Genomic DNA, 23,528 nt, shown 5'->3' on the forward strand with positions numbered 1-23,528 from the left:
TTCGGCTTCATTGCCCGTTCTGCGGCTCTCCGCGGATTTTCGTCCCCGGCGTGACTCGTAGACTCGTCGCGATGGATACGAGCCTTCAGGACCACTCCGGAGCGGCTGGGGAGACCCCGCCGATCGGCCAGGTGCTCGACGGCCGCTACCGCGTCGAGTCACGCGTCGCCGTCGGCGGCATGGCCACGGTCTACCGCGCCGTGGACCTCCGCCTCGACCGCGAGCTCGCCCTGAAGGTCATGCACCCCTCGCTCGCGGCGGACGCCGCCTTCGTGGACCGCTTCATCCGCGAGGCCAGATCCGTGGCCCGGCTCGCGCACCCCAACGTCGTCGGCGTCTACGACCAGGGCGCGGACGGCACGTACGTCTACCTGGCCATGGAATACGTGTCGGGCTGCACGCTCCGCGACGTACTGCGTGAGCGCGGCGCCCTGCAGCCCCGCGTCGCCCTCGACATCCTGGAGCCGATGCTGGCCGCGCTCGGCGCCGCCCACCACGCCGGGATGGTCCACCGCGACATGAAGCCCGAGAACGTGCTGATCGGCGGCGACGGCCGCGTCAAGGTCGCCGACTTCGGGCTCGTACGGGCCGTGGACAGCCAGACCTCCGTCGGAACCGACTCCATCCTCGGGACGGTCTCCTATCTCGCCCCCGAGCAGATCGAGCAGGGCACAGCCGACACCCGCACGGATCTCTACGCGTGCGGCGTGATGCTCTACGAGATGCTGACCGGCACGAAACCGCACGCGGGCGGGACGCCGGCCCAGGTCCTGTACCAGCACCTGCAGGAAGAGATGCCCGTCCCCTCGGCGTCCGTGCCGGGTCTCGCCCCCGGCCTCGACGCCCTCGTCGCACGGGCCACGGGACGCGATCCCGACAGCCGTCCGGACGACGCGGGCGCGATGCTCTCGGAGACCCGCACCATCCGGGCAGCGCTCGGGGACGACGAACTGGACGCCGTCCCACCGCAGGCCACAGGCGCCGGAGCGGGCCATGCCGGCCCCGAGGAGCGTACGAGCGTGCTCCCCCGCCCCGCGGACCGGTACGGGCCCTACGGCCGCGGCCCCGACGACGAACTCAACCGCACCGCCCGGTACGCCGCTCCCCCGCCCGTGGACCCGCCGCACGCCCACCACCACGGCGCACCCGAAGGCCGGCGCGCCGGAGGACGGGTCTTCCTCGTGACGCTCGCCGTGGTGCTGCTGATGCTGGTGGGAACAGGGGTCTGGTACATCAACTCCGGCCAGTTCACCCGGACTCCGGCCGTGCTGGACAAGACCGAGGCCGAGGCGCGGAAGGTGATGGACGGCTCCGGCCTCGACGTGAAGATCAGCAGGGACTACAGCGAGCGCATCGAGCGCGGGCACGTCATCGACACCAACCCGGACCCGGGCTCCCGCATCCGCAGGACGGGCACCGTCACCCTGGTCGTCTCGCGCGGCCCGGAGGTCGTGAAGGTCCCGGACCTGGCCGGTACGCCGCTGGCGGAGGCCAGGAGCAGGCTCAAGGACGCGGGCCTGGAGCCCGGCGTCGTGAAGCGGGAGTTCAGCGAGGAGACCGCACAGGGAGCCGTCGTCAGCACACAGCCCGGCATCGGCTCCGAGCAACGCCCCGGCTCGCCCGTCGCGCTCACCGTCTCCAAGGGCACCCCTGTCGAGGTGCCGGACGTGGTGGGGGACGACGAGGACCGTGCCCGCGAGGACCTCGAGGAAGAGGGGCTGAAGGTCCGGGTGGCGGACAGCCGCGTCTTCTCGGAGGAGGACGAGGGCACGGTCGCCCGACAGTCCCCGGCCGAGGACAGCGAAGCAGCCGAGGGCGACACCGTCACGATCACGATCTCCAAGGGCCCGGACCTGGTGGAGGTCCCCGACGTGGAGGACCTGGGCAAGGACAAGGCCCGCCGGAAGCTGAAGGACGCGGGCTTCGAGGTCACGGTGCGCCGCCTCTTCATCGGGGACAAGGTCTTCAACCAGTCGCCCGACGCCGGTGAGGAAGCTCCGCGCGGCTCCCGCGTGACCCTCTGGATGCGCTGAACCCGGCCGTACGCGCAGTGCGCGGACCGGGCCGCGGGCACCCGCCACTCCCCCGGTTCCGCCCCGGGGAACCGTGCCGTTTCCCTCCCAAGAGGCGGAAAAACGCCGCACACATGTGACACCCGACATAGGGCCCACATCACGTACGAGGGGCTTTAGTGCCTCCGCCGTCCCCCCATCTCGCCCGCGGAACACGGAAATGAGCGCCTTCCCGGCTCGGAACGCATCCCGGAAAAACGAGCCGGGATAGTACGTCACACCTTTGTGTTGTCTTTTACGAACCTCTAAGAATTGCCTTCGGTCGCACACGCCGGGGTCCCGAACCCGGCGTACACCGCCTTTCCCGGCCTCTGCGACGCACGCAATGTTGAAAGGTTCGCTCACAATGCCCAGCATTCTCGGCTACGTCCGCAACCCCAAGTTCACGCGTATCTCCGCCGCAGGTATATCGGCCGCCGGTGCGGCAGCCCTCGCCTTCGCCGTCGTTCCGGGCTCGTCGGACGCGGGCGACAAGTCCCAGTCCGCCGCGAAGAAGGTCACAGCTTCGCAGAGTTCCTCCAGTCCCGGCTCGCCCAAGGACAAGGCCGAGCTCGAGGCCGCCAAGCAGGGCACCCTGGACTCCGACGTCCAGCGCGCGGGCGACGTCGTCGCCGCCCAGAAGGAAGCCGTCGCCAAGCAGAAGTCCGTGGCCTCCGAGCGCGCGGCCGCCGTCGAGGACCAGGCCGCCAAGAAGGTCGCCGCCGCCGAGAAGGCCGAGCGGGAGCGCAAGGCCGAGGCCAAGGCCAAGGCCTCACGCGCCGCCAAGCGCGCCGCCGCCAAGCCGACCTACCCGAACAACCTCGACGGGTGGATCCGCGAGGCCATGGCCATCATGAAGAAGCACAACATCCCCGGCTCCTACGACGGCATCAAGCGGAACATCATCCGCGAGTCCGGCGGGAACCCCAACGCCGTCAACAACTGGGACATCAACGCCCAGAACGGCACCCCGTCCAAGGGCCTGCTGCAGACCATCAAGCCGACCTTCGACGCCTACCACGTCGAGGGCACCTCCTGGAACATGACGGACCCCGTCGCGAACATCGTCGCCGCCTGCAACTACGCGGCGGACCGCTACGGTTCGATGGACAACGTCAACTCGGCATACTGAGGGTGTGACGGACAAGCGACAGCGCAATCCCATTGGCGGCCACGTCCCCGTAGCAGGGGGGCTGGCCGCCTCTGGCATTTCTTACGCGGACGACATCGGCGCGGAAGCAGTTCAGGTATTCGTCGCCAACCCGCGCGGCTGGGCGACGACTTCCGGAAAACCCGACCAGGACGAGAAATTCCGCGGCGCCTGCCGCGAACGCGGAATTCCCGCATACATCCACGCGCCCTATCTCATCAATTTCGCATCGCACACCCCGGCGACGGCGGCCAACTCCGTCTCGTCACTGCGCCATTCGCTGCGCCGCGGCAGGGAAATCGGAGCACGGGGCGTCGTGGTGCACACCGGCGCCGCCACGGGCGGCCGCGCCCGCGAAACAGCGCTCGCCCAGGTGAAGTTGCTCCTTCGCCCGCTGCTGGACGGACTGACGCACGACGACGATCCGTGGCTGCTGCTGGAGCCGACTGCGGGGCAGGGAGCCTCGCTCTGCTCCCAAGTCGGCGACCTGGGGCCGTACTTCGAGGCCCTCGGTCATCACCCGCGGCTCGGCGTCTGCCTCGACACCTGCCACGTCTTCGCCGCCGGGCACGACCTGGCCGCACCGGGCGGAGTCAAGCGGACGCTCGACGAACTGGAAGCCGTGACGGGCCCCGGGCGCCTCAGGCTCATCCACGCGAACGACTCCAAGGACGTCGTCGGTGCGCACAAGGACCGGCATGCCAACATCGGCTCCGGCCACATCGGCACGGAGGCGTTCGCCGATCTCATGACGCACCCGTCGACCGAGGGCGTCCCGCTCGTCATCGAGACCCCCGGCCGGAAAGAGGGCCACGCGGCCGATGTGGCGCGGCTGAAGGAACTTCGGGGAGGCCGGGGCTGACCGGGCGGAGCAGGGTCGCGCGGTGGTGCACGCCTGACCCTGAGGGCCGGGGCGGGACGCCCTACAGCTCGGGCCCGTCGCCGGCTTCCTCCTGGTAGGAGTAGCGCTGTTCCCTCCACGGATCACCGATGTTGTGGTAGCCGCGCTCCTCCCAGAAGCCACGGCGGTCGGTGGTCATGTACTCCACGCCGCGCACCCACTTGGGGCCCTTCCACGCGTACAGCTGCGGGACCACGAGCCGGAGAGGGAAACCGTGCTCGGCCGTGAGGAGTTCGCCCGCGCGGTGGGTGGCGAAGAGCGTGGTGCCCGCCTCGAAGTCCGCCAGCCGCAGATTCGAGCTGAAGCCGTACTCGGCCCAGACCATGACGTGGGTGACGTCGCTCGCGGGCGGCGCCAGCTCCAGCACCTCACGGGCGAGCACACCGCCCCATTCGACGCCCGTCATGCTGAACTTGGTCACGCAGTGCAGATCGGCGACCACGGTCTCGTACGGCAGAGCCGTGAACTGCTCGTGGTCCCAGGAGTGCTTCTCGCCGTCCGCCGTCGCCCCGAAGACCCGGAAGTCCCACTTCTCGGGCCTGAACTTCGGCACCGGACCGTAGTGCGTGACCGGCCAGCCGCGCTGGAGACGCTGCCCCGGAGGAAGCGGTTGCTGCTCCTCCTCGCGACTCTCCGGCTGGCCCATGCCCCCATGGTGACAGACCCCGCCGCAGCCGCTTGCGCGCACCCCGTCCGCACGCTGTTCGACGCGTTTCCGCACGCCAATTCGGGCGAATTCGGTAAGCCTTCTCTTACTGGACCACGTCGCTGCACGGTGCGAGGATGCGCAGGCGCGCGCACGTACGTGATCTTTCTCCGATCCCTGGAAGGAGCCCGCAGCCATGCAGGGCGATCCCGAGGTCATCGAATTTCTCAATGAGCAGCTGACCGCGGAGCTGACGGCCATCAACCAGTACTTCCTGCACGCCAAGATGCAGGAGCACCACGGCTGGACGAAGCTCGCGAGGTACACCAGGGCCGAATCCTTCGACGAGATGCGTCACGCCGAGCGCCTCACCGACCGCATCCTCTTCCTCGACGGGCTGCCCAACTATCAACGGCTCTTCCATGTCAACGTCGGCCAGACGATCACCGAGATGTTCACGGCGGACCGGCAGATCGAGGTGGAGGCCATCGACCGCCTGCGGCGCGGCGTCGAAGTCATGCGAGCCAAGGGGGACATCACCTCGGCGAACATCTTCGAGGACATCCTGGCCGACGAGGAGCACCACATCGATTACCTGGACACCCAGCTCGAACTGATCGAGAAGCTGGGCGAGCCGCTCTACATCGCGCAGCTCATCGAGCAGGAAGCGCCGTCGGAAGGCTCGTCGGCAGGCTGAGCCGCGCAGACGGCCGAGGCCGGCGCCGGGCTGCGTCCGTCCCGCAGGGCTTCACGGACGAGCGTCCCGTGTCCGTCAGGGCACGGGACGCAGTGCTGAGCACCGCGGTCTATGCGGCTTCGGCGACTCCCGCCGTCTCCTCCTGGGCGCGGTAGGTGTCCGCCGTGATTGCGGCGGACGCGGCCACCGGCGCGGCCCCGGCGCCCTCCAGCTGCCTGCGCGGGCAGCCGCCGCGTCCGAGGAGGCCCTGGATGCGGCGTACGCACGATCCGCAGTCGGTTCCGGCCTTGCTGGCCGAGGCGATCTGGCGCGGTGTACAGGCTCCGGCCTCCGCATGCTCGCGGACCTGCCGCTCCGTGATTCCGAAGCAGGAGCAGACGTACACGCAGATCTCCCTTCCCGGGCCGACCGGGCGGCCTCGACTACCGCACCGGCTTAATGAGGTTAACCTAACCTTACCTGCCGCGCGCTGTCCAGAAACGCGGAATGGGGCCCGCATCACAGTGATGCGGGCCCCTCTCGGTGTGCGATCGTCACTGGTCCCGGTACATCTCCGCGACCAGGAAGGCCAGATCGAGGGACTGGCTGCGGTTGAGGCGCGGGTCGCAGGCCGTCTCGTAGCGCTGGTGCAGGTCGCCGACGAAGATCTCGTCACCGCCGCCCACGCACTCCGTCACGTCGTCACCCGTCAGTTCGACGTGGATGCCTCCGGGGTGGGTGCCGGAGCCCTTGTGGACCTCGAAGAAGCCCTTGACCTCGTCCAGGACGTCGTCGAAACGGCGGGTCTTGTGCCCGCTTGCCGCCTCGAAGGTGTTGCCGTGCATCGGGTCGCACACCCACACCACCTGCGCGCCGGAGGCGCTCACCTTCTCCACGAGGGTGGGCAGCCGGTCGCGGACCTTGTCGGCGCCCATGCGCGTGATGAAGGTGAGCCGTCCGGGCTCGCGGTCCGGGTCGAGACGGTCGATGAGGGTGAGCGCCTCTTCCGGTGTGGTCGTCGGGCCGAGCTTCACACCGACCGGGTTGCGCACCTGCGAGGCGAACTCGATGTGGGCGCCGTCCAGTTGACGTGTGCGCTCACCGATCCACACCATGTGCCCCGAGACGTCGTACAGCTTTCCGCTGCGCGAGTCCGTACGGGTCATGGCCGACTCGTAGTCGAGCAGGAGCGCCTCGTGCGAAGCGAAGAACTCGACGGTCTTCAGCTCCTCGGGGTCCGTGCCGCAGGCGTGCATGAACTTCAGCGCCTGGTCGATCTCGCGCGCCAGTGCCTCGTACCGCTGCCCGGACGGGGACCGCTTCACGAAGTCCTGGTTCCAGGCGTGCACCTGGCGCAGGTCTGCGTAGCCGCCGGTGGTGAAGGCACGCACCAGGTTCAGCGTGGACGCCGACGCCTGGTACATCCGCTTCAGCCGCTGCGGGTCCGGCCTGCGGGCCTCCTCGGTGAACTCGAAGCCGTTCACCGAATCGCCGCGGTAGGACGGAAGGGTCACGCCGTCACGCGTCTCGGTCGGCTTCGAACGCGGCTTGCTGTACTGCCCCGCGATGCGGCCGACCTTCACGACGGGGACGGACCCCGCGTAGGTCAGAACGGCGCCCATCTGGAGCAGCGTCTTCAGCTTGTTGCGGATGTTGTCCGCGCCGACCTGGTCGAATGCCTCCGCGCAGTCGCCGCCCTGGAGCAGGAACGCCTCGCCTCGCGCGACGGCACCCAGACGGGCACGCAGCTGGTCGCACTCGCCCGCGAAGACGAGAGGCGGATAGGACTCGAGCTCGGCGACGGTCTCGCGCAGAGCCTCTTGGTCCGGCCAGTCGGGCTGCTGCGCCGCGGGAAGGTCTCGCCAGGTGCGCGCACCGGCGTCGGGGTTGGCGTTCACATTCACGCGCCCCAGGTTACGGGGTCGTCCCGGCGGTTCCTCCGGACTGCCCGAGTGCTGAGACGGAAAGCACCCACGCGGCACGTCCTGCTGTAGGCTCCGCGCCATGCTCGCGCAGACCCTCCCCCTGCTTCCGCCGGAAGCACTCCCGACCGACTGGTGGTGGACCGCTCATCCGGCGGCCCACTGACTGCGCGCGCACCACGACAGACTGACGACGCGATGGCCGCCCGAGGGCGGCCATCGGTGTGTCTGCGGCCGTTCCTCCCCTGCCTGACATCGCAGTGACCAGGAAGGAACGAGGGTATGACCCACTCCACCGAGGTGCCCGGCTCCGCCGGGGAAGCGGACGGAGCCGTGAGCGGTCCCGCGGGCGGGTCCGCCGCCGCGGCCGAGCTCGTCCAGCGCCTGACGCACGAGAACGCTCCGCCCTTCGCGCTGCTGCGCCGGCGTACTCCCGGACGCGACGCGGAGACCGTCGAGGTCCTCACGGGACCGGTGCGGGAAGCGTCCCGGCTCGCCGAGATCCCCGACGGCGACCTGGGCGCCCTCGCGCTGGTGCCGTTCCGGCAGATCCGCGAACGCGGCTTCGGGGTCCGCGACGACGGGACGCCGCTGGCCGTCCTGCTTCCGCAGGAGGTCCACGAGCTGCCCGTGCGGGACGTCATGGCGGCCCTGCCCCGCGGTCCCGTACGGGTGGAGGACGGGGCCTTCGACGTCACCGACGACGCCTACGCGGAGACGGTCCGCCGCGTCGTCGAGGAGGAGATCGGCACGGGTGAGGGCGCCAACTTCGTGATCCGGCGCACCTACCGGGGGCGCGTCGACGGCTTCGGACGCGGCCACGCCCTCGCACTGTTCCGGCGCCTGCTGAGCGAGGAGAGAGGCGCGTACTGGACGTTCGTCGTGCACACCGGCGACCGGGTCCTGGCCGGCGCGAGCCCCGAGGTCCACGTGCGGGTGAGCGGCGGCACCGTGGTGATGAACCCCATCAGCGGCACCTACCGCTATCCGCCCGGGGGGCCTTCCGTGGAGGGCCTGCTCCGCTTCCTCGCCGACCGGAAGGAGAGCGAGGAGCTGTCGATGGTCGTCGACGAGGAGCTGAAGATGATGTGCGCTGTCGGAGACATGGGCGGGGTGGTGGTCGGCCCGCGCCTGAAGGAGATGGCGCACCTGGCGCACACGGAGTACGAGCTGCGGGGGCGCAGCACGCTGGACGTACGGGAGGTGCTGCGCGAGACGATGTTCGCCGCGACGGTGACCGGCTCCCCCGTGGAGAACGCCTGCCGCGTCATCGGACGTCACGAGCGGGACGGCCGGGGCTACTACGGGGGTGCGCTCGCGCTGGTCGGGCGCGACGCGGGAGGTTCGCAGACCCTCGACTCGCCCATCCTGATCAGGACGGCGGACATCGACGCCGGCAGCGGGCTGCTGCGGGTTCCCGTCGGTGCCACGCTCGTACGGGCCTCCGACCCGGCGGGCGAGGTCGCCGAGACGCACGCGAAGGCAGCCGCGGTGCTGAGCGCGCTGGGCGTACGCGAAGCACCCGCGACCAGGGGGCAGGAACCGCCGCGGCTGGCCGGCGACGCGCGGGTGCGGGCGGCGCTCCAGGCCCGTCGAACGGATCTCGCACCGTTCTGGCTGCGGATGCAGACCGCCGGAAGGCCGGGCCCGGTGAGCGCCGACGTACTGGTGGTGGACGGGGAGGACACCTTCACCTCCATGCTCGCCCACCTGCTGCGCACCACGGGCGCCCGCCGTCGAGGTGCGGCGGTACGACGAGCCGGGGCTGGTCCGGAGCGCACTCCGGCACGCGGGCCCTGTGGTGCTCGGCCCCGGTCCCGGTGATCCCCGTGAGACGTCCGGGCCGAAGATGCGTGTCCTGCGCGGACTGGCCGCCCTGCTGCTGCGCGAGCACCGGCACGGACTGCTGGGGGTCTGTCTGGGGCACGAACTGCTCGGCGCCGAGCTGGGGTTGGAGATCGTACGGAAGTCGCGGCCGTATCAGGGGGCGCAGGAGGAGATCGACCTGTTCGGCCGGCCGGAGACCGTGGGCTTCTACAACTCCTACGCCGTGCGCTGCGGGCCGGAGCACGGCGGAGGAGCGGCACCGGCCGGGGTCGAGATCAGCCGCGACGCGGCGAGCGGCGAGGTGCACGCGCTGCGCGGGCCGGGTTTCGCCGGTGTGCAGTTCCACCCGGAGTCGGTGCTGACCCTCGACGGACCGGGGATCGTGACGGAGCTGCTGCTGGGGCTCGTACCGGCCGTCCGGTCGGGCGATCGCTGAGGAGCGGGCCGGGCTCCGGTCCCGCCGCCGCAGCGAACCTGCGGCGGCGGGACGGCGGAGCGGCGGGACGGCGGAGCGGTGGCGGGTCCCGCGGACAGTCGGAGACAGCCGCCGGAAGCCGGAAGACGGCCGCCCGGCACCTCCGGCGTACGGAAGCCTTCCGCGCCGCGCTCAGCCGAAGAAGACGCTGGCCTCCTCGTACAGCTCCGGGTCGACCGTCTTCAGCTGCGCCGTCGCCTCCGCGATCGGAACCCGGACGATCCTGGTGCCTTCGAGCGCGACCATCTTCCCCCAGTCCTGGTCGCGCACCGCGTCGATGGCGTGCAGCCCGAAACGGGTGGCCAGCCAGCGGTCGAAGGGCGTCGGGGTGCCCCCGCGCTGGATGTGGCCCAGCACTGTCGTACGGGCCTCCTTGCCGGTGCGCCGCTCGATCTCCTTCGCCAGCCACTCGCCGACGCCGGAGAGCCGTACGTGGCCGAAGGAGTCGTGCGAGTCGTCCTTGAGGACCATGTCGCCGTCCTGGGGCATGGCGCCTTCGGCGATGACGACGATGGGGGCGTAGCTCGCCTTGAAGCGGGACTCGACGTAGCCGCAGACCTCGTCCACGTCGAAGCGCCGCTCGGGGATGAGGATGCAGTTGGCGCCGCCCGCGAGGCCGGAGTGCAGCGCGATCCAGCCCGCGTGCCGTCCCATCACCTCCACGACGAGGACCCGCATGTGGGACTCGGCCGTGGTGTGCAGCCGGTCGATGGCCTCGGTGGCGACGGTGACCGCGGTGTCGAAGCCGAAGGTGTAGTCGGTGGCGGACAGGTCGTTGTCGATCGTCTTGGGCACACCGATGCACTTGACGCCGAACTCGTCGGTGAGGCGGGCGGCGACGCCGAGGGTGTCCTCGCCGCCGATCGCGATGAGGGCGTCGATCTCGAGCTTGGCGAGGTTCTCCTGGATGCGGCGTACCCCGTTCTCCTCCTTGAAGGGGTTGGTACGTGAGGAGCCGAGGATCGTGCCGCCGCGGGGCAGGGTGCCGCGCACCGCCGGGATGTCGAGCGTGACGGTGTCCCCCTCCAGCGGGCCGCGCCAGCCGTCCCGGAAGCCGAGGAACTCGTAGTCGTACTTCTGGACGCCCTTACGGACGACGGCCCTCATGACGGCATTGAGCCCGGGGCAGTCGCCGCCCCCGGTCAGCACTCCGACCCGCATGGGATCTCCCTTCTCACCGCCGCGCGATGCGCGACTCCGTACGCAACTGCGCACACGCTAGCGGTGATCCACATCACATGGGATGGTGCGGCGTGGATCTTTTGCCGCCGGAAACGGAACGGGGCACCGGAGACCGGGAGCGGCACGCCCACGCCCCTCCACCGCGCGGCGGCGTTCCCGGGGCACACCGGCCGTACGGGCGGAGAGGGCTCATTCCTCGTCGAGACCCCGCTGGATCGCGTACCGCACCAGCTCGACGCGGTTGTGCAGCTGAAGCTTGCCCAGGGTGTTCTGCACGTGGTTCTGGACCGTGCGGTGCGAGATGACCAGACGCTCGGCGATCTGCCGGTAGCTCAGCCCCTTCGCGACCAGCCGCAGCACCTCGGTCTCCCGGTCGGTCAGGTGGGGCACGGCGGGCTCGTCCGGCCCGGCCGGCGGCGCCGGATCGGAGGCGAGCCTGCGGTACTCGCCGAGGACGAGCCCTGCGAGACCCGGAGTGAAGACGGGGTCGCCCACGGCGGTACGGCGTACCGCGTCCTGCAGCTCCTCCATGCTCGCCGACTTCACGAGGTAGCCGGTGGCGCCCGACTTCACCGCCTCCAGTACGTCCGCATGCTCGCCGCTCGCGGAGAGCACCAGCACACGCAGTTCGCTGCCCGCGCCGACCAGCCGGCGGCAGACCTCGACGCCCGGCAGGCCCGGCAGGTTCAGGTCGAGGACGAGGACGTCGGGTGCCGCGGCCCGCGCACGCCGCACCGCCTGCGGGCCGTCGCCCGCCGTGGCCACGACGTCGAAGCCGGCTTCGCCGAGGTCGCGGGCGACCGCGTCCCGCCACATCGGATGGTCGTCGACGACCATCACCTTGACTGGGCGCTGCTCCGGGCGCTGCTTCTCTTCTCCGTGCGCCTTGTCCGTCTTCTCCATCGTCCTGTCCCCCGACGTCGTCGCATCGTTCATGATTCCGCGGAACCCCCGGCCGCCCTCTTCGGCAGCCGCAGCTCCACCTCCGTGCCCTGACCGGGCACCGACACCAGCTCGGCGCTGCCGCCCAGCTCACGCATGCGCCCTCGGATCGACAGCGCGACGCCGAGTCTGCCCTCGGCCTCCGCGTCCGCCAGCCGCCCCTCGGGCAGTCCGGGGCCGTCGTCCCGTACGGTCACGAGCACCGCGTCCGGTTCGTCCTCCAGCGAGATCCACGCATGTGCGGGCCCCCCGGCGGGGGCCTTCGCATGGTGCCGCACATTGTCGAGGGCGGCACTGACAGCGGCGGCCAGTTCCCGCGCTGCGGGCTCGGGCAGCGGTACGGGCGCCCCCGGCTCGACGAAGGTGACACCGGCACCGGCGTGCCGGGAGAGCAGCGGACGCAGATCGCACTCGGGTCCGCCGGTGACGCCGCCCGCGCCGGTGCCGCCGGTGCCGCTGCCGCCGGTGCCGCCACCGCGGCCCGGACGGCGCTTCACCGACGGGCGGATTCGCCGTCCGCCCCCGCCGGAACCGCCCCGTGCGGCCCCCGCCGCCAGCGGCTCGTCCTGCTCCCGGCCGGGCGGGGAGCCCTGCGCCGGGACGAGGCCGCTCGATACGAGCGTGCGCAGCGCGACCTCCTGCTCCCCGGCCATCCGCCCCAGCTCGGCCGCCTCGCCGCCGAGGGCCGTGCCGCGGCGCTGCACCATGGCCAGGACCTGGAGGACGCTGTCGTGTATGTCGCGTGCCAGACGCTCCCGCTCGCGGGTGGCGGCCTCGATCTGCAGCGCCTGGGCCAGGGTGCGTTCACTCGCGCGGACGACCTCGACGACGTAGCCGATGCCGACGCTGGCCACGCAGACCAGCAGCACGTTGTGCAGGGTGGGCCGGGTCACTTCGCCCTGTTCGAGGATGTTGGCGATGCCCACCAGCACCGATGCCGCGCCCCCCCAGCGCCAGCCGCCCTTGAGTGAGAACGCCAGGACGGGTCCCGCCACCCAGATCGTCGGGATGGTCGGGTTCACCGCCCCCGCGGCGTCCACGTACACCGACAGCAGGATGCCGACGACCCCGAGGGCGATGTCGACTGCGAGGAAGCTCTTCGTGCAGCGCCGCGCCGAGGAGACCCGGGACAGGGTCGCCAGCGTCCAGACGGTGAGCACGCCCAGGTAGACGGCGCCCGGGACGGGGTGCCGGAAATGGTCGAGGGCCCACACGTAGACCGTGATCGCGTAGCCGACCGCCAGCAGCCGATAACCCGTCAGCGCATGCCACAACGGCTGTTCGACAGACATTCTGGTGACCAACTTCGCTGCCCCGCCCCCTGGTTGTGCCTGCTGTGCCGTCGTCCGCTCGCGTCGTTCCGTGTGCCGCTGTGCCGGTGTACCGGCTGTGCCTCTGTGCCGTGTGCGTGCGTCCTGCTGAGCCGCGAGCGGCACGTGCGCGTCCTACGCCGCTCTGTCCCGCTCGTTCCGCCGGGGCCCCGCTGCCGACGGGCCGCTGCTCGGCGAGTGTCCGGGCCCGGGGTTCGCCGGAGGCCCGTCGCTCTCCGATTCTCCCTGCCCGGGGCTCGTCCCGGCCCCCTCCGCCGTCTCCGTCTCCGTCCCCGCCGCCTCAGCCTTCGCCGCCTCCGCCTTCCGCCTGGCCTCTTCGGCCAGTTGCCGCTTGGCAGCGGTGGCGTACATGTCGACGTACTCCTGACCGGAGAGCCGCATGATCTCGTACATGACCTCGTCGGTGAGCGCCCGCTGGATGTAGCGGTCGTTCTCCATGCCCTGGTAGCGGCGGAAGTCGAGCGGCCTGCCGATGCGGATGCCCGGCCGCATCAGCCTGGGCACCACCTGACCGGGTGGCTGGATCTTTTCGGTGTCGATCATCGCGACGGGAAGTACGGGAGCTCCCGACCGCAACGCGACACGGGCCAGCCCTCCGGGCCTGCCGCGGTAGAGCCGGCCGTCCGGGGATCGCGTGCCCTCCGGGTAGATCCCGAACAGCTCGCCGCGGGAGAGGACTTCGAGCCCGCTGAGGATGGCGGCCTCCCCTGCGCCCCGCGCACCCGAGCGGTCCACCGGCAACTGCCCGACGCCTTTGAAGAAGGCCGCCGTGAGCTTGCCCTTCACGCCGGGGGAAGTGAAGTACTCGGCTTTCGCGATGAAGGTGACCTTGCGGTCCAGGACCGCGGGGAGGAAGAAGGAGTCCGAGAAGGACAGATGGTTGCTGGTGAGAATCGCCGGCCCGTCCTCCGGGACGTGCTCAAGCCCCTCGACCCAGGGCCGGAAGGCAAGCTTGAGCCCGTTGCCGACCGACAGTTTCATCGCTCCGTAGAACAACCGAGGACCTCCTGTTTCCGACATGGCGACCCTATCTCGCCATCCCGGAAGCAGCGCTCCTCCGTCAGGCACAGCGGAACTACCCGGTCTCCCGCCCCCGCGCGTAGGCTTGCAGAACCCGGCCCCAGGGGCGGGCGCCGTACTGCAGCACCGCACCGAGACGCCGACCGACTCGAGACCGACCGGCTGGAGGCCGACGTGTCCATCCTTCCCGGAGCCGAGCCCATGCGACATGACGGATCGGAGACGGGCGTCCTGGTCTGCCACGGCTTCACCGGCTCCCCGCAGTCCGTACGCCCGTGGGCCGACCATCTGGCGGCGCAGGGGCTGACGGTCTCGCTGCCGCTGCTGCCGGGGCACGGCACGCGCTGGGAGGACCTGGCCGTCACGGGCTGGCAGGACTGGTACGCGACGGTCGACCGCGAACTGCGGGACCTCGGCCGCCGCTGCGAACAGGTCTTCGTGTGCGGCCTGTCCATGGGCGGTGCCCTGGCCCTGCGCCTGGCGGCACGTCACGGCGACAAGGTGAGCGGCGTCGCCGTGGTCAATCCGGCCGTGACGTTCCCGCGGCTCCAGGGGTACGCGCTCCCGCTGGGCCGCTACGTGCTCCGCTCGGCCAAGGGCATCGTGAGCGACATCGCCAAACCCGGTGCGCAGGAGGTGGGTTACGAGCGGGTGCCGACCCACGCCGCGTACTCCGCACGGGACTTCTTCCGCCGTGTACTCGGCGAACTGCCGCAGGTCACCCAGCCGCTGCTGGTCATGCACAGCCGCGTCGACCACGTCGTGCCGCCGTCCGACTCGGCGCTGGTGCTCAGCAAGGTCTCCTCCAGCGACGTGACGGAGACCGTCCTCGAGGACAGCTTCCACGTGGCCACACTCGACCACGACGCGGAGCGCATCTTCGCCGACTCCTACGGATTCATCACCCGGCTCGCAGCGAGGAAGACAGCACGTGATGGAGCGTAATCCCGACGCGGAAGACCACGGCCCCGGCGAGGATCCCGAGACCGGACGGGATGATCCGGAGGCGGCGCTGCCGCTGGACGAGGCGGCCGCCTGGGAGCAGATCGTCGCCGGATACGGCGAGGCGCCCGAGGCCGGCGACCTGGCACCCGCGGGGGACGCCGGCGGCGATGCGCGAACCGCGGCCAGGCCCACCTCCAACGCGGGCTCCGGTACGGGCCCCGGCTCGGACGGTGAGGGCGACGGCGACGAGGGCGGCAAGGCCGTGCGCAGCTTCACCGTCTACTCGGCAGGGGCGGGACCGCGGGACTGGACGGCACCGGCGGCCGACGACGAGGACGGCAGCGGGAGCGCGGACGACGACGAGGGCCATTTCGTCCCGCCGGAGCCTCCGCCGCTGCCCCGGACGGACCCCACGACGAAGTTCGCGTGGCTCGGCGTCCTCGGCGGCCCCCTTCTGCTGATCTTCACGATCCTGTTCCAGCAGGAACTCACGTGGTGGATCACGACCCTCGGCGTCGGCGGCTTCCTGGGCGGCTTCGCCACCCTCGTCGCCCGGATGAGGGACGGCAGCGAAGAGGACGACTGGGACGACCCGGGGCGTGGCGCGGTGGTGTGACCGCGCAGCCGGAACGCACGCCCGGCCACCGCACTTCCCCCGATCACCGGCCTCAGGCTCCGGCGTCGGGCGGTACCCGCAGTGCGGCCAGTACGGGCAGGTGGTCCGTGGCGGCCCGCAGATCGGCCGCCGTGATCCCGGGGAGCCCGGCCGGCACACCGCAGCCGAGCACCTCGACGCCGCCGGAGGCGAGAACCGCGTCGATGCGCTGATGCGGGTCGTGCGGTGTCGAGGTGTGCTCCCCGCCCCAGGGCTCGACGGCCCAGCAGTCCTGCAGCCGGGATGCGAGCGCGCGGAACGTACGCCCCCGGGGCCGCTCGTTGAGGTCACCGGCGGCAACGGTGTGCTCCGTGCCCAGGGCGTCCAGCTGTTCGAGGAGCATGCGTCCCTGTGCCTGCCGTTCGTCGGTCTGCAGACTCAGATGGCAGCTCAGCACGCCGAGACGTGCGGACGCGCCGAAGCGCAGCACAGCCGTGGCGAAGCCCCGCCGGTGCAGTCCGGGCGTATGCGGGAGCAGCACGTCCTGCGTGCGCTCCACGACGGGGCGCAGCGTGCTCAGGATCATCGGCCCGGTTGCCGTCGCGCCGCCCGTCACGTACACCAGCCCGCTCTCACGGGCCAGCCACGCGGCGTGCTTGCGCCAGCGGAAGAAGCGCGGGGCTTCCTGGACGCACACGACGTCGGGGGCGCACGCCCGGATGACCCGGGCGAGCGCCCTCCTGTCGTCCCGCATGGAGCGGATGTTGTAGCTGAGCAGACGGACGACGGCGGAACCGTCGGTCTCGGCCCGTCCTGCGGGCAGATCCGCGAGCGTCATCGGGGCGGCTCTCATTTCTCGTCTCCACCGGCCGCCCGGCGACCGCGCCGGGGCGCCCCGGCCGTGCCGCTCAGCCAAGTACCTGCGGAATACCCGTCGTTCAGCCTTGCCGGGCGAGGTCCGCCACGCCCACCATGCCCGCCTTGCCGCCCAGCCGGGCCGCCAGCACCTCGGCGTGCGGCCGCCAGCGGCTGCCGACGAGCCAGCGGCGGTACGACTTGCGGATCGGGTCCAGCACCAGGTCGCCCTCGTCGGAGACGCCGCCACCGACGATGAAGGCACCCGGGTCGAAGAGGGAGGCGAGGTCCGCCAGTCCGGCACCCGCCCAACGGGCCAGCTCCCGGAAGGAGTCGACAGCTACGGGGCAGCCCCGACGGGCGGCCTCGCTGATGTGCTTGCCCTCCACCCCCTCGGGCGTTCCGTCGCCCAGCCCCAGCAGGATCGTGGCGTTCTCGGGCGTCGCGGTGGCGCGCTGCCGCGCGTAACGCACGAGGGCGCTGCCGGAGGCGTACTGCTCCCAGCAGCCCTGGTTGCCGCAGCCGCACAGCAGGCCGTCCGGCACCATGCGGATGTGACCGAACTCCGCGGCGACGCCGAAGCGTCCACGGTGCAGCTTCCCCCCGATGATGACGCCACCGCCGAGACCGGTGCCGATGGTGATGCAGACGACGTCCTCGTGGCCGGTGCCGATGCCGAACTTGTACTCGCCCCAGGCCGCGGCGTTCGCGTCGTTCTCGATGACGACGGGCAGGTCGATGCGCTGCTCGACCTTGTCCTTGAGCGCCTCGTGTCGCCAGGTCAGGTTCGGCGTGAACAGGACCGTGGCCCGCTTGTCGTCGACGTAGCCCGGCGCACCGATTCCGACGGCGTCCACCTCGTGCTCGGCGCTGGCGTCCCGTACCGCGTCGGCGATCGCGTCGATCACGCCGTCCGCAGTGGGCGGGGTGGGCACGGTGCTGGTTTCCAGAATCGTTCCGTGCTCATCGACCACGCCGGCTGCGATCTTGGTGCCGCCGATGTCGACGCCGATTGTGAGTCCCATGTGTCCCTCGGTCTTCCGGTCCTTCCCCGCCGCGGAACACCGTACCGGAGGCCGTGCGCCGCGCTTCCGTGCCCAGTGGCACGGTGGTCACCCGTCGTCGCCCGAACCCCGGCCGCTCCGTCCTCCGTCATCTCCGGGATGTTCCCGAGGGCCGGCGGCCCCGGGGCCCTGCGCACGCGGTGCGTCCTGACCTCCGGGCGTCCCGGACGTCCCGGGAGTTCCGGGGGTCCCGGTCTCCCGGGCCGGGGACTCCGCCGGGTCCTTGTCCAGGTCGATCCGCTCCAGGCCGGCCGCACCGCCGCCCTCCGGGCCTCCGGCAGTGAGCGCGGAGTCCGCGGGCGCGGCCGCACCGCCGCCCTCCGCCCGGCCGCCGGACTGCGCGTCGGTCCTGCCTGTTCCGGAAGTCCCGGAGGCTCCGGCCGTCCACCGCCCTTCGGCGTCCTGGACGGCCGCGCGGTAGGCCGCGAGCAACTCGCCGCCGGCTGCGGCGATGTGGTCGAAGACCCGCGGGTTGCGCTCGACGACCGGCTCGATGGCCGCCCTGGCCTGCGCGATCAGCTGCTGGGCCGCGCCCTGCGCGGCGGCGGAGGCGACCGTGCCGCCGAACGGCTTGCCCAGCTCGGCCACCCTCTCCGAGACCGCGTCCGCGAGCCGGCGCAGTTCCTCGGCCGCGCTCAGCGGCTGCTGTCCGTACTCCTCGCGGCGCCGGGCCTTCTCGGCGGCCAGGTCTTCCTCACAGGCCGTGGCCCAGGCGTCGGCCTCGGGCTCGCGGGGCTCGGCGGCATCGCTCATGGCGGCGGCTCCTACGGAGGAGAAGAAAGGCGGCAAGGAAGGCAGTCCACTCCCGACGTTACCCGAACGGGCGGACGGCGTAGAGAGCCGACCGCACGCCCGTGCAGGCGGGAGCGGCCGGGGGCCCCACGCCCGCACCGTCCGCCCCGCAGGCTCCGGGCGGCACGTCCGGCAGCACGTTTCCGCGCCGGCCCGGGACCGCCCGGGGCCGGCGTCAGCTCCGGGGTTCCTCCGGCCACAGCGCCGGGTCGGGTTCGCAGCGCACCCGCAGCACTCCCTGCTCCAGCGCGGCGCCCGCCACACGGCACCGGCGCAGAGCGGACGGCAGCGCGACGACGCGCCGGTACGGGCCCGCGCTGAGGATCAGCTCGTCACCGCGCCGTACGAGGTCCAGCTCGTCCTTGCGCACGGCCGGCAGGGGCAGGTGCCACACGAGCAGCCCCTCCTGCGCGAGCCGGTTCTCGACGTGGGCGTCCCGGCCGCTTCCGCCGCCGGGACCGGCTCCCGCCTCGTGGAGCCCGGCAGCCGCGGCGATGTGCTCCAGGTCGTCGACACCGAGAGGGTCGCGCCCCAGATGCGGCACCTCGACGAGCGGTACGTCCTGCGTCTCGCACTCGGCGCGCAGCGCCCCCAGGACGTCCTGCTGCCGGGCGGACAGCGCCGCCAGCCAGGGATCCGAACTCCTCAGCGGCAGAAGACGGTTGGCCATCACCGCCCCCAACGGCAGCCCGTACAGGCCCACTCCGGCCCGCGCGAGGCGGAGCGCCTCGGCCGGCAGCGTCCCCGGTTCGGCGACGAGCCGGACGGATGTCCCGGGCGCCTCCAGCATCTCCTCGACGGCCGCGAGTTCACGTTCCCAGTGCGCCGTCGTCCCGTACAGCGCGGCCGTCGGCATCGGCACGCCCACGAGCTGGGCCAGCGCGGGCCGCAGAGCACGGGCGGCCTGCCGTTCGGGCGGCAGCAGCCTGCGCAGGTAGCGGCGCAACTGGCCCGGAAGGGCGAGCAACTGGAGCGCTGCCGGGGTGGACGGCAGATCGACGACGAGCGTGTCCCAGGCTCCCACCGTGTGCGCGGCCCGCAGGGTGCGCAGCAGCGCGAACGCCTCCGCACCGGGGAGTTCGGTCAGTTCGTCCTCGTCCAGGGCTTCGGCGCCGAGCATTCCCAGCGCCGGCCGGAGCCGCTCCTGGAGCGCGCTTCCACCGCTGCGGAACTGCTCCCCGGAGTCGATACGGGCGACCCACAACCGCCCTTCGGTGGCGGACACTTCGACGGGACCGGCCGCCGCCGGAGAGGCACCGGACGCGCCGGACGCCGCATCGGCCGCCGACTGCGGCAGGCCGAGCACCGGAGCCAGCACCGCGGGCGGTTCGCCGCTGAGCAGCAGCGTCCGCATCCCGCCGCGGGCCTCCGCCAGCGCGCTCGCGGCGGCGACGGTCGTGCGTCCCGCGCCGCCCGGCCCGGTGATCAGGAGCGTACGCACCGGAGAACGCCGGGACTGCTGCCCCGGCGGGGCCTCCACCCGGTGTTCTCCCTCGCGCCCGCCCTCGTGCTCCGCCCGGTGCACGGCGGCTGCGGCTGCGCCGTCCTCTTCCGAGCCGTCCTCTTCCGAGCCGTCCGCGGCCGGCCGGACCACTCCGGCCTCAGCCTTTGGCGTCGCCCGGACCGGCAGCCGCGCCACCGCCCGATTCGACGCGCTTCTTCAGCCCCGACAGCGCACGGTCGATGATGACCTTCTCCGCCTTGCGCTTGATCATCCCGAGCATCGGGATCTTGACGTCCACCGTCAGCTGGTAGGTCACCTCGGTACGTTCACCGCCCGCGAGCGGCGTGAGGCGGTAGACGCCGTCGAGGGAGCGCAGCATCTGCGACTTCACCAGCGACCAGCGGACCTCGTGCTCCCCGGTCCACTCGTAGGCCAAAGTGTGCTCGTCCTTGATGGCTCCGGCGTCCAGCAGCAGACGTACCTGCTCGGCTCGTCCGGCCTCGTCCTCGGAGAGGACTTCGGCCTCCTTCACCTCGTCCGTCCACTCCGGATAGCGCGCGAAGTCGGAGATCACCCCCATCACGGCAGCGGGCGCTGCATCGATGGTGATGTTCGAACTGGTGTGTTCCGCCATCGCCGTGGCTCCTCCATTGCTGCAAGCTGGCCCCCGATTGCCGCTCGAAGGCTACCGTGCGTGCTCGGGTGCCGACGTAGGGGCCGGGCCTTTCGCGGTGACCGCACGCCACGGGCCCGGCCCCCTTCACCACTCCAGGACCCAGGGGACGCCGGTGGCGTTGAAGTGCCCCACGTTCACGCACTCCGTCCGCCCGACCCGCATCCGCCGAACCAGCGGCTGGTGCACGTGTCCGAAGAGGTGGTACCGGGGACGTACGGCGTGAACCGCCTCCAGCAGTGCCTCACTGCCCCGCTCGAAGCGCCGGGCGACCGTGTCGTAGCACAACTCCGGTACCGCGGGCGGTATGTGGGAGCAGAGCACGTCGACCGAGCCGAGTGCCGCCACCTTCTCGGCGTACGTCTCCTCATCGATCTCGTACGGCGTGCGCATCGGCGTCCGCAGCCCCCCGCCCACGAAGCCGAAGCGCAGCCCGCCGATCTCGGCCGTCCCGCCGTCGAGGACGGTGGTGCCCTCCTCCGCGTACTCCGGCCACAGCGGCGGCATGTCGACGTTGCCGTACGTGGCGTACGTAGGAGTCGGGAAGGCCGCGAACAGCTCGGCGTACTGCGCGCGGACCGCCGCCTCCGTGGCTGCGGCGCGGTCGATGCCGTCCCAGAGCCGGGCTGAGAACTCCCGCGCCTCCGCGAACCGGCCCTCCGTGCGCAACTGGACGAGGTGGTCCGTGTTTTCGACTCCGAACAGGTCCGGGAATATCCCGCGGGAGTGGTCCGCGTAGTCGAGATAGAGGATGAGGTCGCCCAGGCAGACGAGTGCGTCGGCACCGTCACCCGCCGTGGCCAGGTCCCGGCTGTTGCCGTGTACGTCACTGACTACGTGGACTCGCATGAGCTCACCCTAGGCCGGACGGCGGCCTCCGCGGCACCCGTCACCGGAGCCCCGCCCCACCTGCGGTTACTTTTCCGTCACCACCCGAAGGGATTAGGCTGCCGCCGACAGACCGGAGTCGTGTGACGCAGCAGACATCTCGGTGACAACCCCTATCCCGCCGCCCCTACCCGTGGGTAACGTCCGGGCCGTCATTCAATCAGGATCCCCCCACAGGTCTTGATCCGTGCCGCTGGAGGCCGCTTCTCGGCGGCCACCGTGTCCGGCGCCGACGAGGAGCAACAGTCTTGCGCGAGTTCAGCCTTCCGGCCCTCTACGAGGTGCCGGCCGACGGAAATCTGACGGATCTCATCCGCCGTAACGCGGCTCAGCATCCCGAAGTGCCCGTCGTCGCACGCAAGCAGGACGGGGAGTGGACGGACGTCAGTGCCGCCGGCTTCCTGGCCGAGGTGCAGGCTGCCGCCAAGGGTCTGATCGCCGCCGGTGTCGAGCCGGGCGACCGCGTGGCTCTGATGTCCCGCACTCGCTACGAGTGGACACTGCTGGACTTCGCCGTCTGGAGCGCCGGAGCCGTCACCGTGCCTGTGTACGAGACGAGTTCGCCGGAGCAGATCGCCTGGATCCTCGGCGACTCGGGCGCGGTGGCGTGCCTGGTGGAGACCGCCGCGCACTCCAAGGCCGTCGAATCCGTACGCGACCGGCTCCCCGCGCTCGAGCACGTCTGGCAGATCGAACCGCCGCAGACCGGCGGCCGGACGGACGGCGCGGTAGCGCGGCTGACCGCCGACGGCGCCGACATCGCGGACTCGACGGTCCAGGCCCGCGGCTCCACCGCGAACGCCGACTCCCCCGCCACCATCGTCTACACCTCCGGCACCACCGGGCGCCCCAAGGGCTGCGTGCTCACCCACCGCAGCTTCTTCGCGGAGTGCGGGAACGTCGTCGAGCGGCTGCGGCCCATGTTCCGTACGGGCGAGTCCTCCGTGCTCCTCTTCCTCCCCACGGCCCATGTATTCGGACGGCTCGTGCAGGTGGCGGCCGTGATGGCGCCCATCAAGCTGGGCCACGTCGCCGACGTGAAGACGCTCACCGACGAACTCGGGGCCTTCCGGCCGACGATGGTGCTGGGCGTTCCCCGTGTCTTCGAGAAGGTCTTCAACTCCGCCCGTGCCCACGCCCATTCGAGCGGCAAGGGCAAGATCTTCGACAGGGCGGCGGAGACGGCGATCGCCTACAGCCGCGCCCTGGACGACCCCGCGGGCCCGTCGCTGCAACTCAGGCTCCGCCACAAGCTGTTCGACCTGCTGGTCTACGACAAGCTGCGCGACGTGCTGGGCGGACGCGCCACCCACGCGATCTCGGGCGGCGCTCCGCTGGGCGAACGCCTCGGGCACTTCTACCGCGGCATCGGGTTCACGGTGCTGGAGGGCTACGGCCTCACGGAGTCCTGCGCGGCCACGTCCTTCAATCCGTACGACCGGCAGAAGATCGGCACCGTCGGCCAGCCCCTCCCCGGCTCCGTGATCCGCATCGCCGACGACAACGAGGTGCTGCTGCACGGCGAACACCTCTTCACCGGCTACTGGAACAACGAGGAGGCCACGCGGGAGGCCCTCGCCGACGGCTGGTTCCACACCGGCGACCTGGGCACGCTCGACGCGGACGGCTACCTCACCATCACCGGGCGCAAGAAGGAGATCCTGGTGACGGCGGGCGGCAAGAACATCGCCCCCTCGGTCATCGAGGACCACATCCGCGGGCACGCACTGGTCGCCGAATGCATGGTCGTCGGCGACGGCCGCCCCTTCGTCGGCGCCCTGCTCACCGTGGACGAGGAGTTCCTGCCGCGGTGGGCGGAGGAGAACGGCAAGTCGGATCTCGCCCCTGAGGCCCTGCTGCGGGACGCCGACCTGCTGGCGGAGCTGCAGAGGGCGGTCGACGGGGGCAACGCCCTGGTCTCCCGGGCCGAGTCCGTACGCAAGTTCCGGGTGCTGGACACCCAGTTCACCGAGGAGTCGGGGCACATCACCCCGTCGCTGAAGCTCAAGCGGGGCGTGGTGGCGAAGGACTTCGCGGACGAGATCGAGGCGCTGTACGTCTGACGGCCCGCCGTCACTGCGCGGCGGCGCCCGTCATGGCGTCCCCGGGCGTTCGATCACGGTCGGGACGCGGCGGGGGCCTGCCGCGT

19 protein-coding genes and 2 pseudogenes are annotated in these 23,528 nt (G+C 71.4%); 8 read left to right on the forward strand and 13 right to left on the reverse strand.

Annotated elements, in window-relative coordinates:
* Positions 1-71 precede the first annotated feature (71 nt).
* From pknB to ACFPA8_RS25565, 3 genes are all read left to right on the forward strand, one after another.
* A complete protein-coding gene (gene pknB / locus ACFPA8_RS25555; protein ID WP_386452224.1) occupies positions 72-2,033 on the forward strand; it encodes a Stk1 family PASTA domain-containing Ser/Thr kinase in 1,962 nt (653 codons plus the stop codon).
* 385 nt (positions 2,034-2,418) lie between these two features.
* On the forward strand, positions 2,419-3,183 hold the full coding sequence (locus ACFPA8_RS25560; protein ID WP_386452225.1) for a transglycosylase SLT domain-containing protein: 765 nt from the start codon (positions 2,419-2,421) through the stop codon (positions 3,181-3,183).
* A gap of 4 nt (positions 3,184-3,187) precedes the next feature.
* Complete coding sequence (locus ACFPA8_RS25565) at positions 3,188-4,063, forward strand: deoxyribonuclease IV (RefSeq protein WP_386452226.1); 876 nt, start codon at positions 3,188-3,190, stop codon at positions 4,061-4,063.
* A gap of 61 nt (positions 4,064-4,124) precedes the next feature.
* On the opposite strand, the gene ACFPA8_RS25570 is transcribed toward ACFPA8_RS25565, so the two are convergent.
* On the reverse strand, positions 4,125-4,748 hold the full coding sequence (locus tag ACFPA8_RS25570) for a sulfite oxidase-like oxidoreductase (protein ID WP_386452228.1): 624 nt from the start codon (positions 4,746-4,748) through the stop codon (positions 4,125-4,127).
* Positions 4,749-4,944: 196 nt separating this feature from the next.
* Here ACFPA8_RS25570 and bfr point away from each other — a divergent pair, with 196 nt between their 5' ends.
* The gene (gene bfr, locus ACFPA8_RS25575; RefSeq protein ID WP_386452230.1) at positions 4,945-5,445 is read left to right on the forward strand and encodes a bacterioferritin; all 501 of its coding nucleotides are present in this window, start codon (positions 4,945-4,947) and stop codon (positions 5,443-5,445) included.
* Between the two features lie 109 nt (positions 5,446-5,554).
* Here the strand turns inward: bfr and ACFPA8_RS25580 are convergent, their stop codons facing one another.
* Together ACFPA8_RS25580 and ACFPA8_RS25585 are read right to left on the reverse strand one after the other, a co-directional pair.
* Positions 5,555-5,830, reverse strand: coding sequence for a (2Fe-2S)-binding protein (locus ACFPA8_RS25580; protein ID WP_386452231.1), 276 nt, complete (start codon positions 5,828-5,830; stop codon positions 5,555-5,557).
* A gap of 148 nt (positions 5,831-5,978) precedes the next feature.
* Positions 5,979-7,328: a class II 3-deoxy-7-phosphoheptulonate synthase gene (locus tag ACFPA8_RS25585; protein WP_386452233.1), complete on the reverse strand. Its 1,350-nt coding sequence runs from the start codon at positions 7,326-7,328 to the stop codon at positions 5,979-5,981.
* Between the two features lie 300 nt (positions 7,329-7,628).
* Here ACFPA8_RS25585 and ACFPA8_RS25590 point away from each other — a divergent pair.
* A pseudogene (locus ACFPA8_RS25590) lies at positions 7,629-9,609 on the forward strand (anthranilate synthase family protein).
* A gap of 171 nt (positions 9,610-9,780) precedes the next feature.
* Here ACFPA8_RS25590 and ACFPA8_RS25595 read toward each other — a convergent pair.
* The 4 genes from ACFPA8_RS25595 to ACFPA8_RS25610 all read right to left on the reverse strand — a co-directional run bounded on the left by ACFPA8_RS25595 (position 9,781) and on the right by ACFPA8_RS25610 (position 14,084).
* Positions 9,781-10,809, reverse strand: coding sequence for a 6-phosphofructokinase (locus ACFPA8_RS25595; protein WP_386452234.1), 1,029 nt, complete (start codon positions 10,807-10,809; stop codon positions 9,781-9,783).
* A 210-nt stretch (positions 10,810-11,019) separates the two neighbouring features.
* A complete protein-coding gene (locus ACFPA8_RS25600; protein WP_386452372.1) occupies positions 11,020-11,733 on the reverse strand; it encodes a response regulator in 714 nt (237 codons plus the stop codon).
* A gap of 29 nt (positions 11,734-11,762) precedes the next feature.
* Positions 11,763-13,064, reverse strand: coding sequence for a MacS family sensor histidine kinase (gene macS / locus ACFPA8_RS25605; protein WP_386452236.1), 1,302 nt, complete (start codon positions 13,062-13,064; stop codon positions 11,763-11,765).
* Between the two features lie 153 nt (positions 13,065-13,217).
* Entirely contained in the window at positions 13,218-14,084 is an 867-nt protein-coding gene (locus ACFPA8_RS25610) for a lysophospholipid acyltransferase family protein (RefSeq protein ID WP_386452238.1), read from the reverse strand.
* Positions 14,085-14,297: 213 nt separating this feature from the next.
* Here ACFPA8_RS25610 and ACFPA8_RS25615 point away from each other — a divergent pair, with 213 nt between their 5' ends.
* Both ACFPA8_RS25615 and ACFPA8_RS25620 read left to right on the forward strand, forming a co-directional pair.
* A complete protein-coding gene (locus tag ACFPA8_RS25615) occupies positions 14,298-15,068 on the forward strand; it encodes an alpha/beta hydrolase (RefSeq protein ID WP_386452240.1) in 771 nt (256 codons plus the stop codon).
* The gene (locus tag ACFPA8_RS25620) at positions 15,055-15,684 is read left to right on the forward strand and encodes a hypothetical protein (RefSeq protein ID WP_417801326.1); all 630 of its coding nucleotides are present in this window, start codon (positions 15,055-15,057) and stop codon (positions 15,682-15,684) included. The genes ACFPA8_RS25615 and ACFPA8_RS25620 overlap by 14 nt, the downstream gene beginning before the upstream one ends.
* Before the next feature lie 52 nt (positions 15,685-15,736).
* Here ACFPA8_RS25620 and ACFPA8_RS25625 read toward each other — a convergent pair whose 3' ends face one another.
* The 6 genes and pseudogenes from ACFPA8_RS25625 to ACFPA8_RS25650 all read right to left on the reverse strand — a co-directional run bounded on the left by ACFPA8_RS25625 (position 15,737) and on the right by ACFPA8_RS25650 (position 21,340).
* Complete coding sequence (locus ACFPA8_RS25625; protein ID WP_386452243.1) at positions 15,737-16,516, reverse strand: endonuclease/exonuclease/phosphatase family protein; 780 nt, start codon at positions 16,514-16,516, stop codon at positions 15,737-15,739.
* 85 nt (positions 16,517-16,601) lie between these two features.
* On the reverse strand, positions 16,602-17,543 hold the full coding sequence (locus ACFPA8_RS25630) for an ROK family glucokinase (RefSeq protein ID WP_386452245.1): 942 nt from the start codon (positions 17,541-17,543) through the stop codon (positions 16,602-16,604).
* Between the two features lie 264 nt (positions 17,544-17,807).
* Positions 17,808-18,335: pseudogene (locus tag ACFPA8_RS25635) on the reverse strand (DUF5304 family protein); the annotation flags it as partial.
* Positions 18,336-18,549: 214 nt separating this feature from the next.
* Entirely contained in the window at positions 18,550-19,968 is a 1,419-nt protein-coding gene (locus ACFPA8_RS25640; RefSeq protein WP_386452247.1) for an ArsA family ATPase, read from the reverse strand.
* Between the two features lie 7 nt (positions 19,969-19,975).
* Complete coding sequence (locus tag ACFPA8_RS25645) at positions 19,976-20,452, reverse strand: SRPBCC family protein (RefSeq protein WP_386452248.1); 477 nt, start codon at positions 20,450-20,452, stop codon at positions 19,976-19,978.
* Between the two features lie 126 nt (positions 20,453-20,578).
* Positions 20,579-21,340 carry a metallophosphoesterase family protein gene (locus ACFPA8_RS25650; protein ID WP_386452250.1) on the reverse strand — a complete coding sequence of 254 codons (762 nt, stop codon included), beginning with the start codon at positions 21,338-21,340 and terminating at the stop codon, positions 20,579-20,581.
* Between the two features lie 287 nt (positions 21,341-21,627).
* On the opposite strand from ACFPA8_RS25650, the gene ACFPA8_RS25655 reads away from it, so the two are divergent.
* A complete protein-coding gene (locus ACFPA8_RS25655) occupies positions 21,628-23,442 on the forward strand; it encodes an AMP-dependent synthetase/ligase (protein ID WP_386452252.1) in 1,815 nt (604 codons plus the stop codon).
* The last annotated feature ends 86 nt before the right edge of the window (positions 23,443-23,528 follow it).

This window comes from Streptomyces ovatisporus, assembly GCF_042653885.1.
GTDB lineage: Bacteria > Actinomycetota > Actinomycetes > Streptomycetales > Streptomycetaceae > Streptomyces > Streptomyces ovatisporus.

Excerpts from the sequence above, each read along its gene's own strand:
- ACFPA8_RS25595 (WP_386452234.1), bottom strand. The coding sequence starts at position 10,809 with ATGCGGGTCGGAGTGCTGACCGGGGGCGGCGACTGCCCCGGGCTCAAT.
- ACFPA8_RS25570 (WP_386452228.1), bottom strand. The coding sequence starts at position 4,748 with ATGGGCCAGCCGGAGAGTCGCGAGGAGGAGCAGCAACCGCTTCCTCCG.
- ACFPA8_RS25645 (WP_386452248.1), bottom strand. The coding sequence starts at position 20,452 with ATGGCGGAACACACCAGTTCGAACATCACCATCGATGCAGCGCCCGCT.
- ACFPA8_RS25600 (WP_386452372.1), bottom strand. The coding sequence starts at position 11,733 with ATGGAGAAGACGGACAAGGCGCACGGAGAAGAGAAGCAGCGCCCGGAG.
- ACFPA8_RS25650 (WP_386452250.1), bottom strand. The coding sequence starts at position 21,340 with ATGCGAGTCCACGTAGTCAGTGACGTACACGGCAACAGCCGGGACCTG.
- bfr (WP_386452230.1), top strand. The coding sequence starts at position 4,945 with ATGCAGGGCGATCCCGAGGTCATCGAATTTCTCAATGAGCAGCTGACC.
- ACFPA8_RS25625 (WP_386452243.1), bottom strand. The coding sequence starts at position 16,516 with ATGAGAGCCGCCCCGATGACGCTCGCGGATCTGCCCGCAGGACGGGCC.
- macS (WP_386452236.1), bottom strand. The coding sequence starts at position 13,064 with ATGTCTGTCGAACAGCCGTTGTGGCATGCGCTGACGGGTTATCGGCTG.
- ACFPA8_RS25560 (WP_386452225.1), top strand. The coding sequence starts at position 2,419 with ATGCCCAGCATTCTCGGCTACGTCCGCAACCCCAAGTTCACGCGTATC.
- pknB (WP_386452224.1), top strand. The coding sequence starts at position 72 with ATGGATACGAGCCTTCAGGACCACTCCGGAGCGGCTGGGGAGACCCCG.
- ACFPA8_RS25630 (WP_386452245.1), bottom strand. The coding sequence starts at position 17,543 with ATGGGACTCACAATCGGCGTCGACATCGGCGGCACCAAGATCGCAGCC.
- ACFPA8_RS25610 (WP_386452238.1), bottom strand. The coding sequence starts at position 14,084 with ATGAAACTGTCGGTCGGCAACGGGCTCAAGCTTGCCTTCCGGCCCTGG.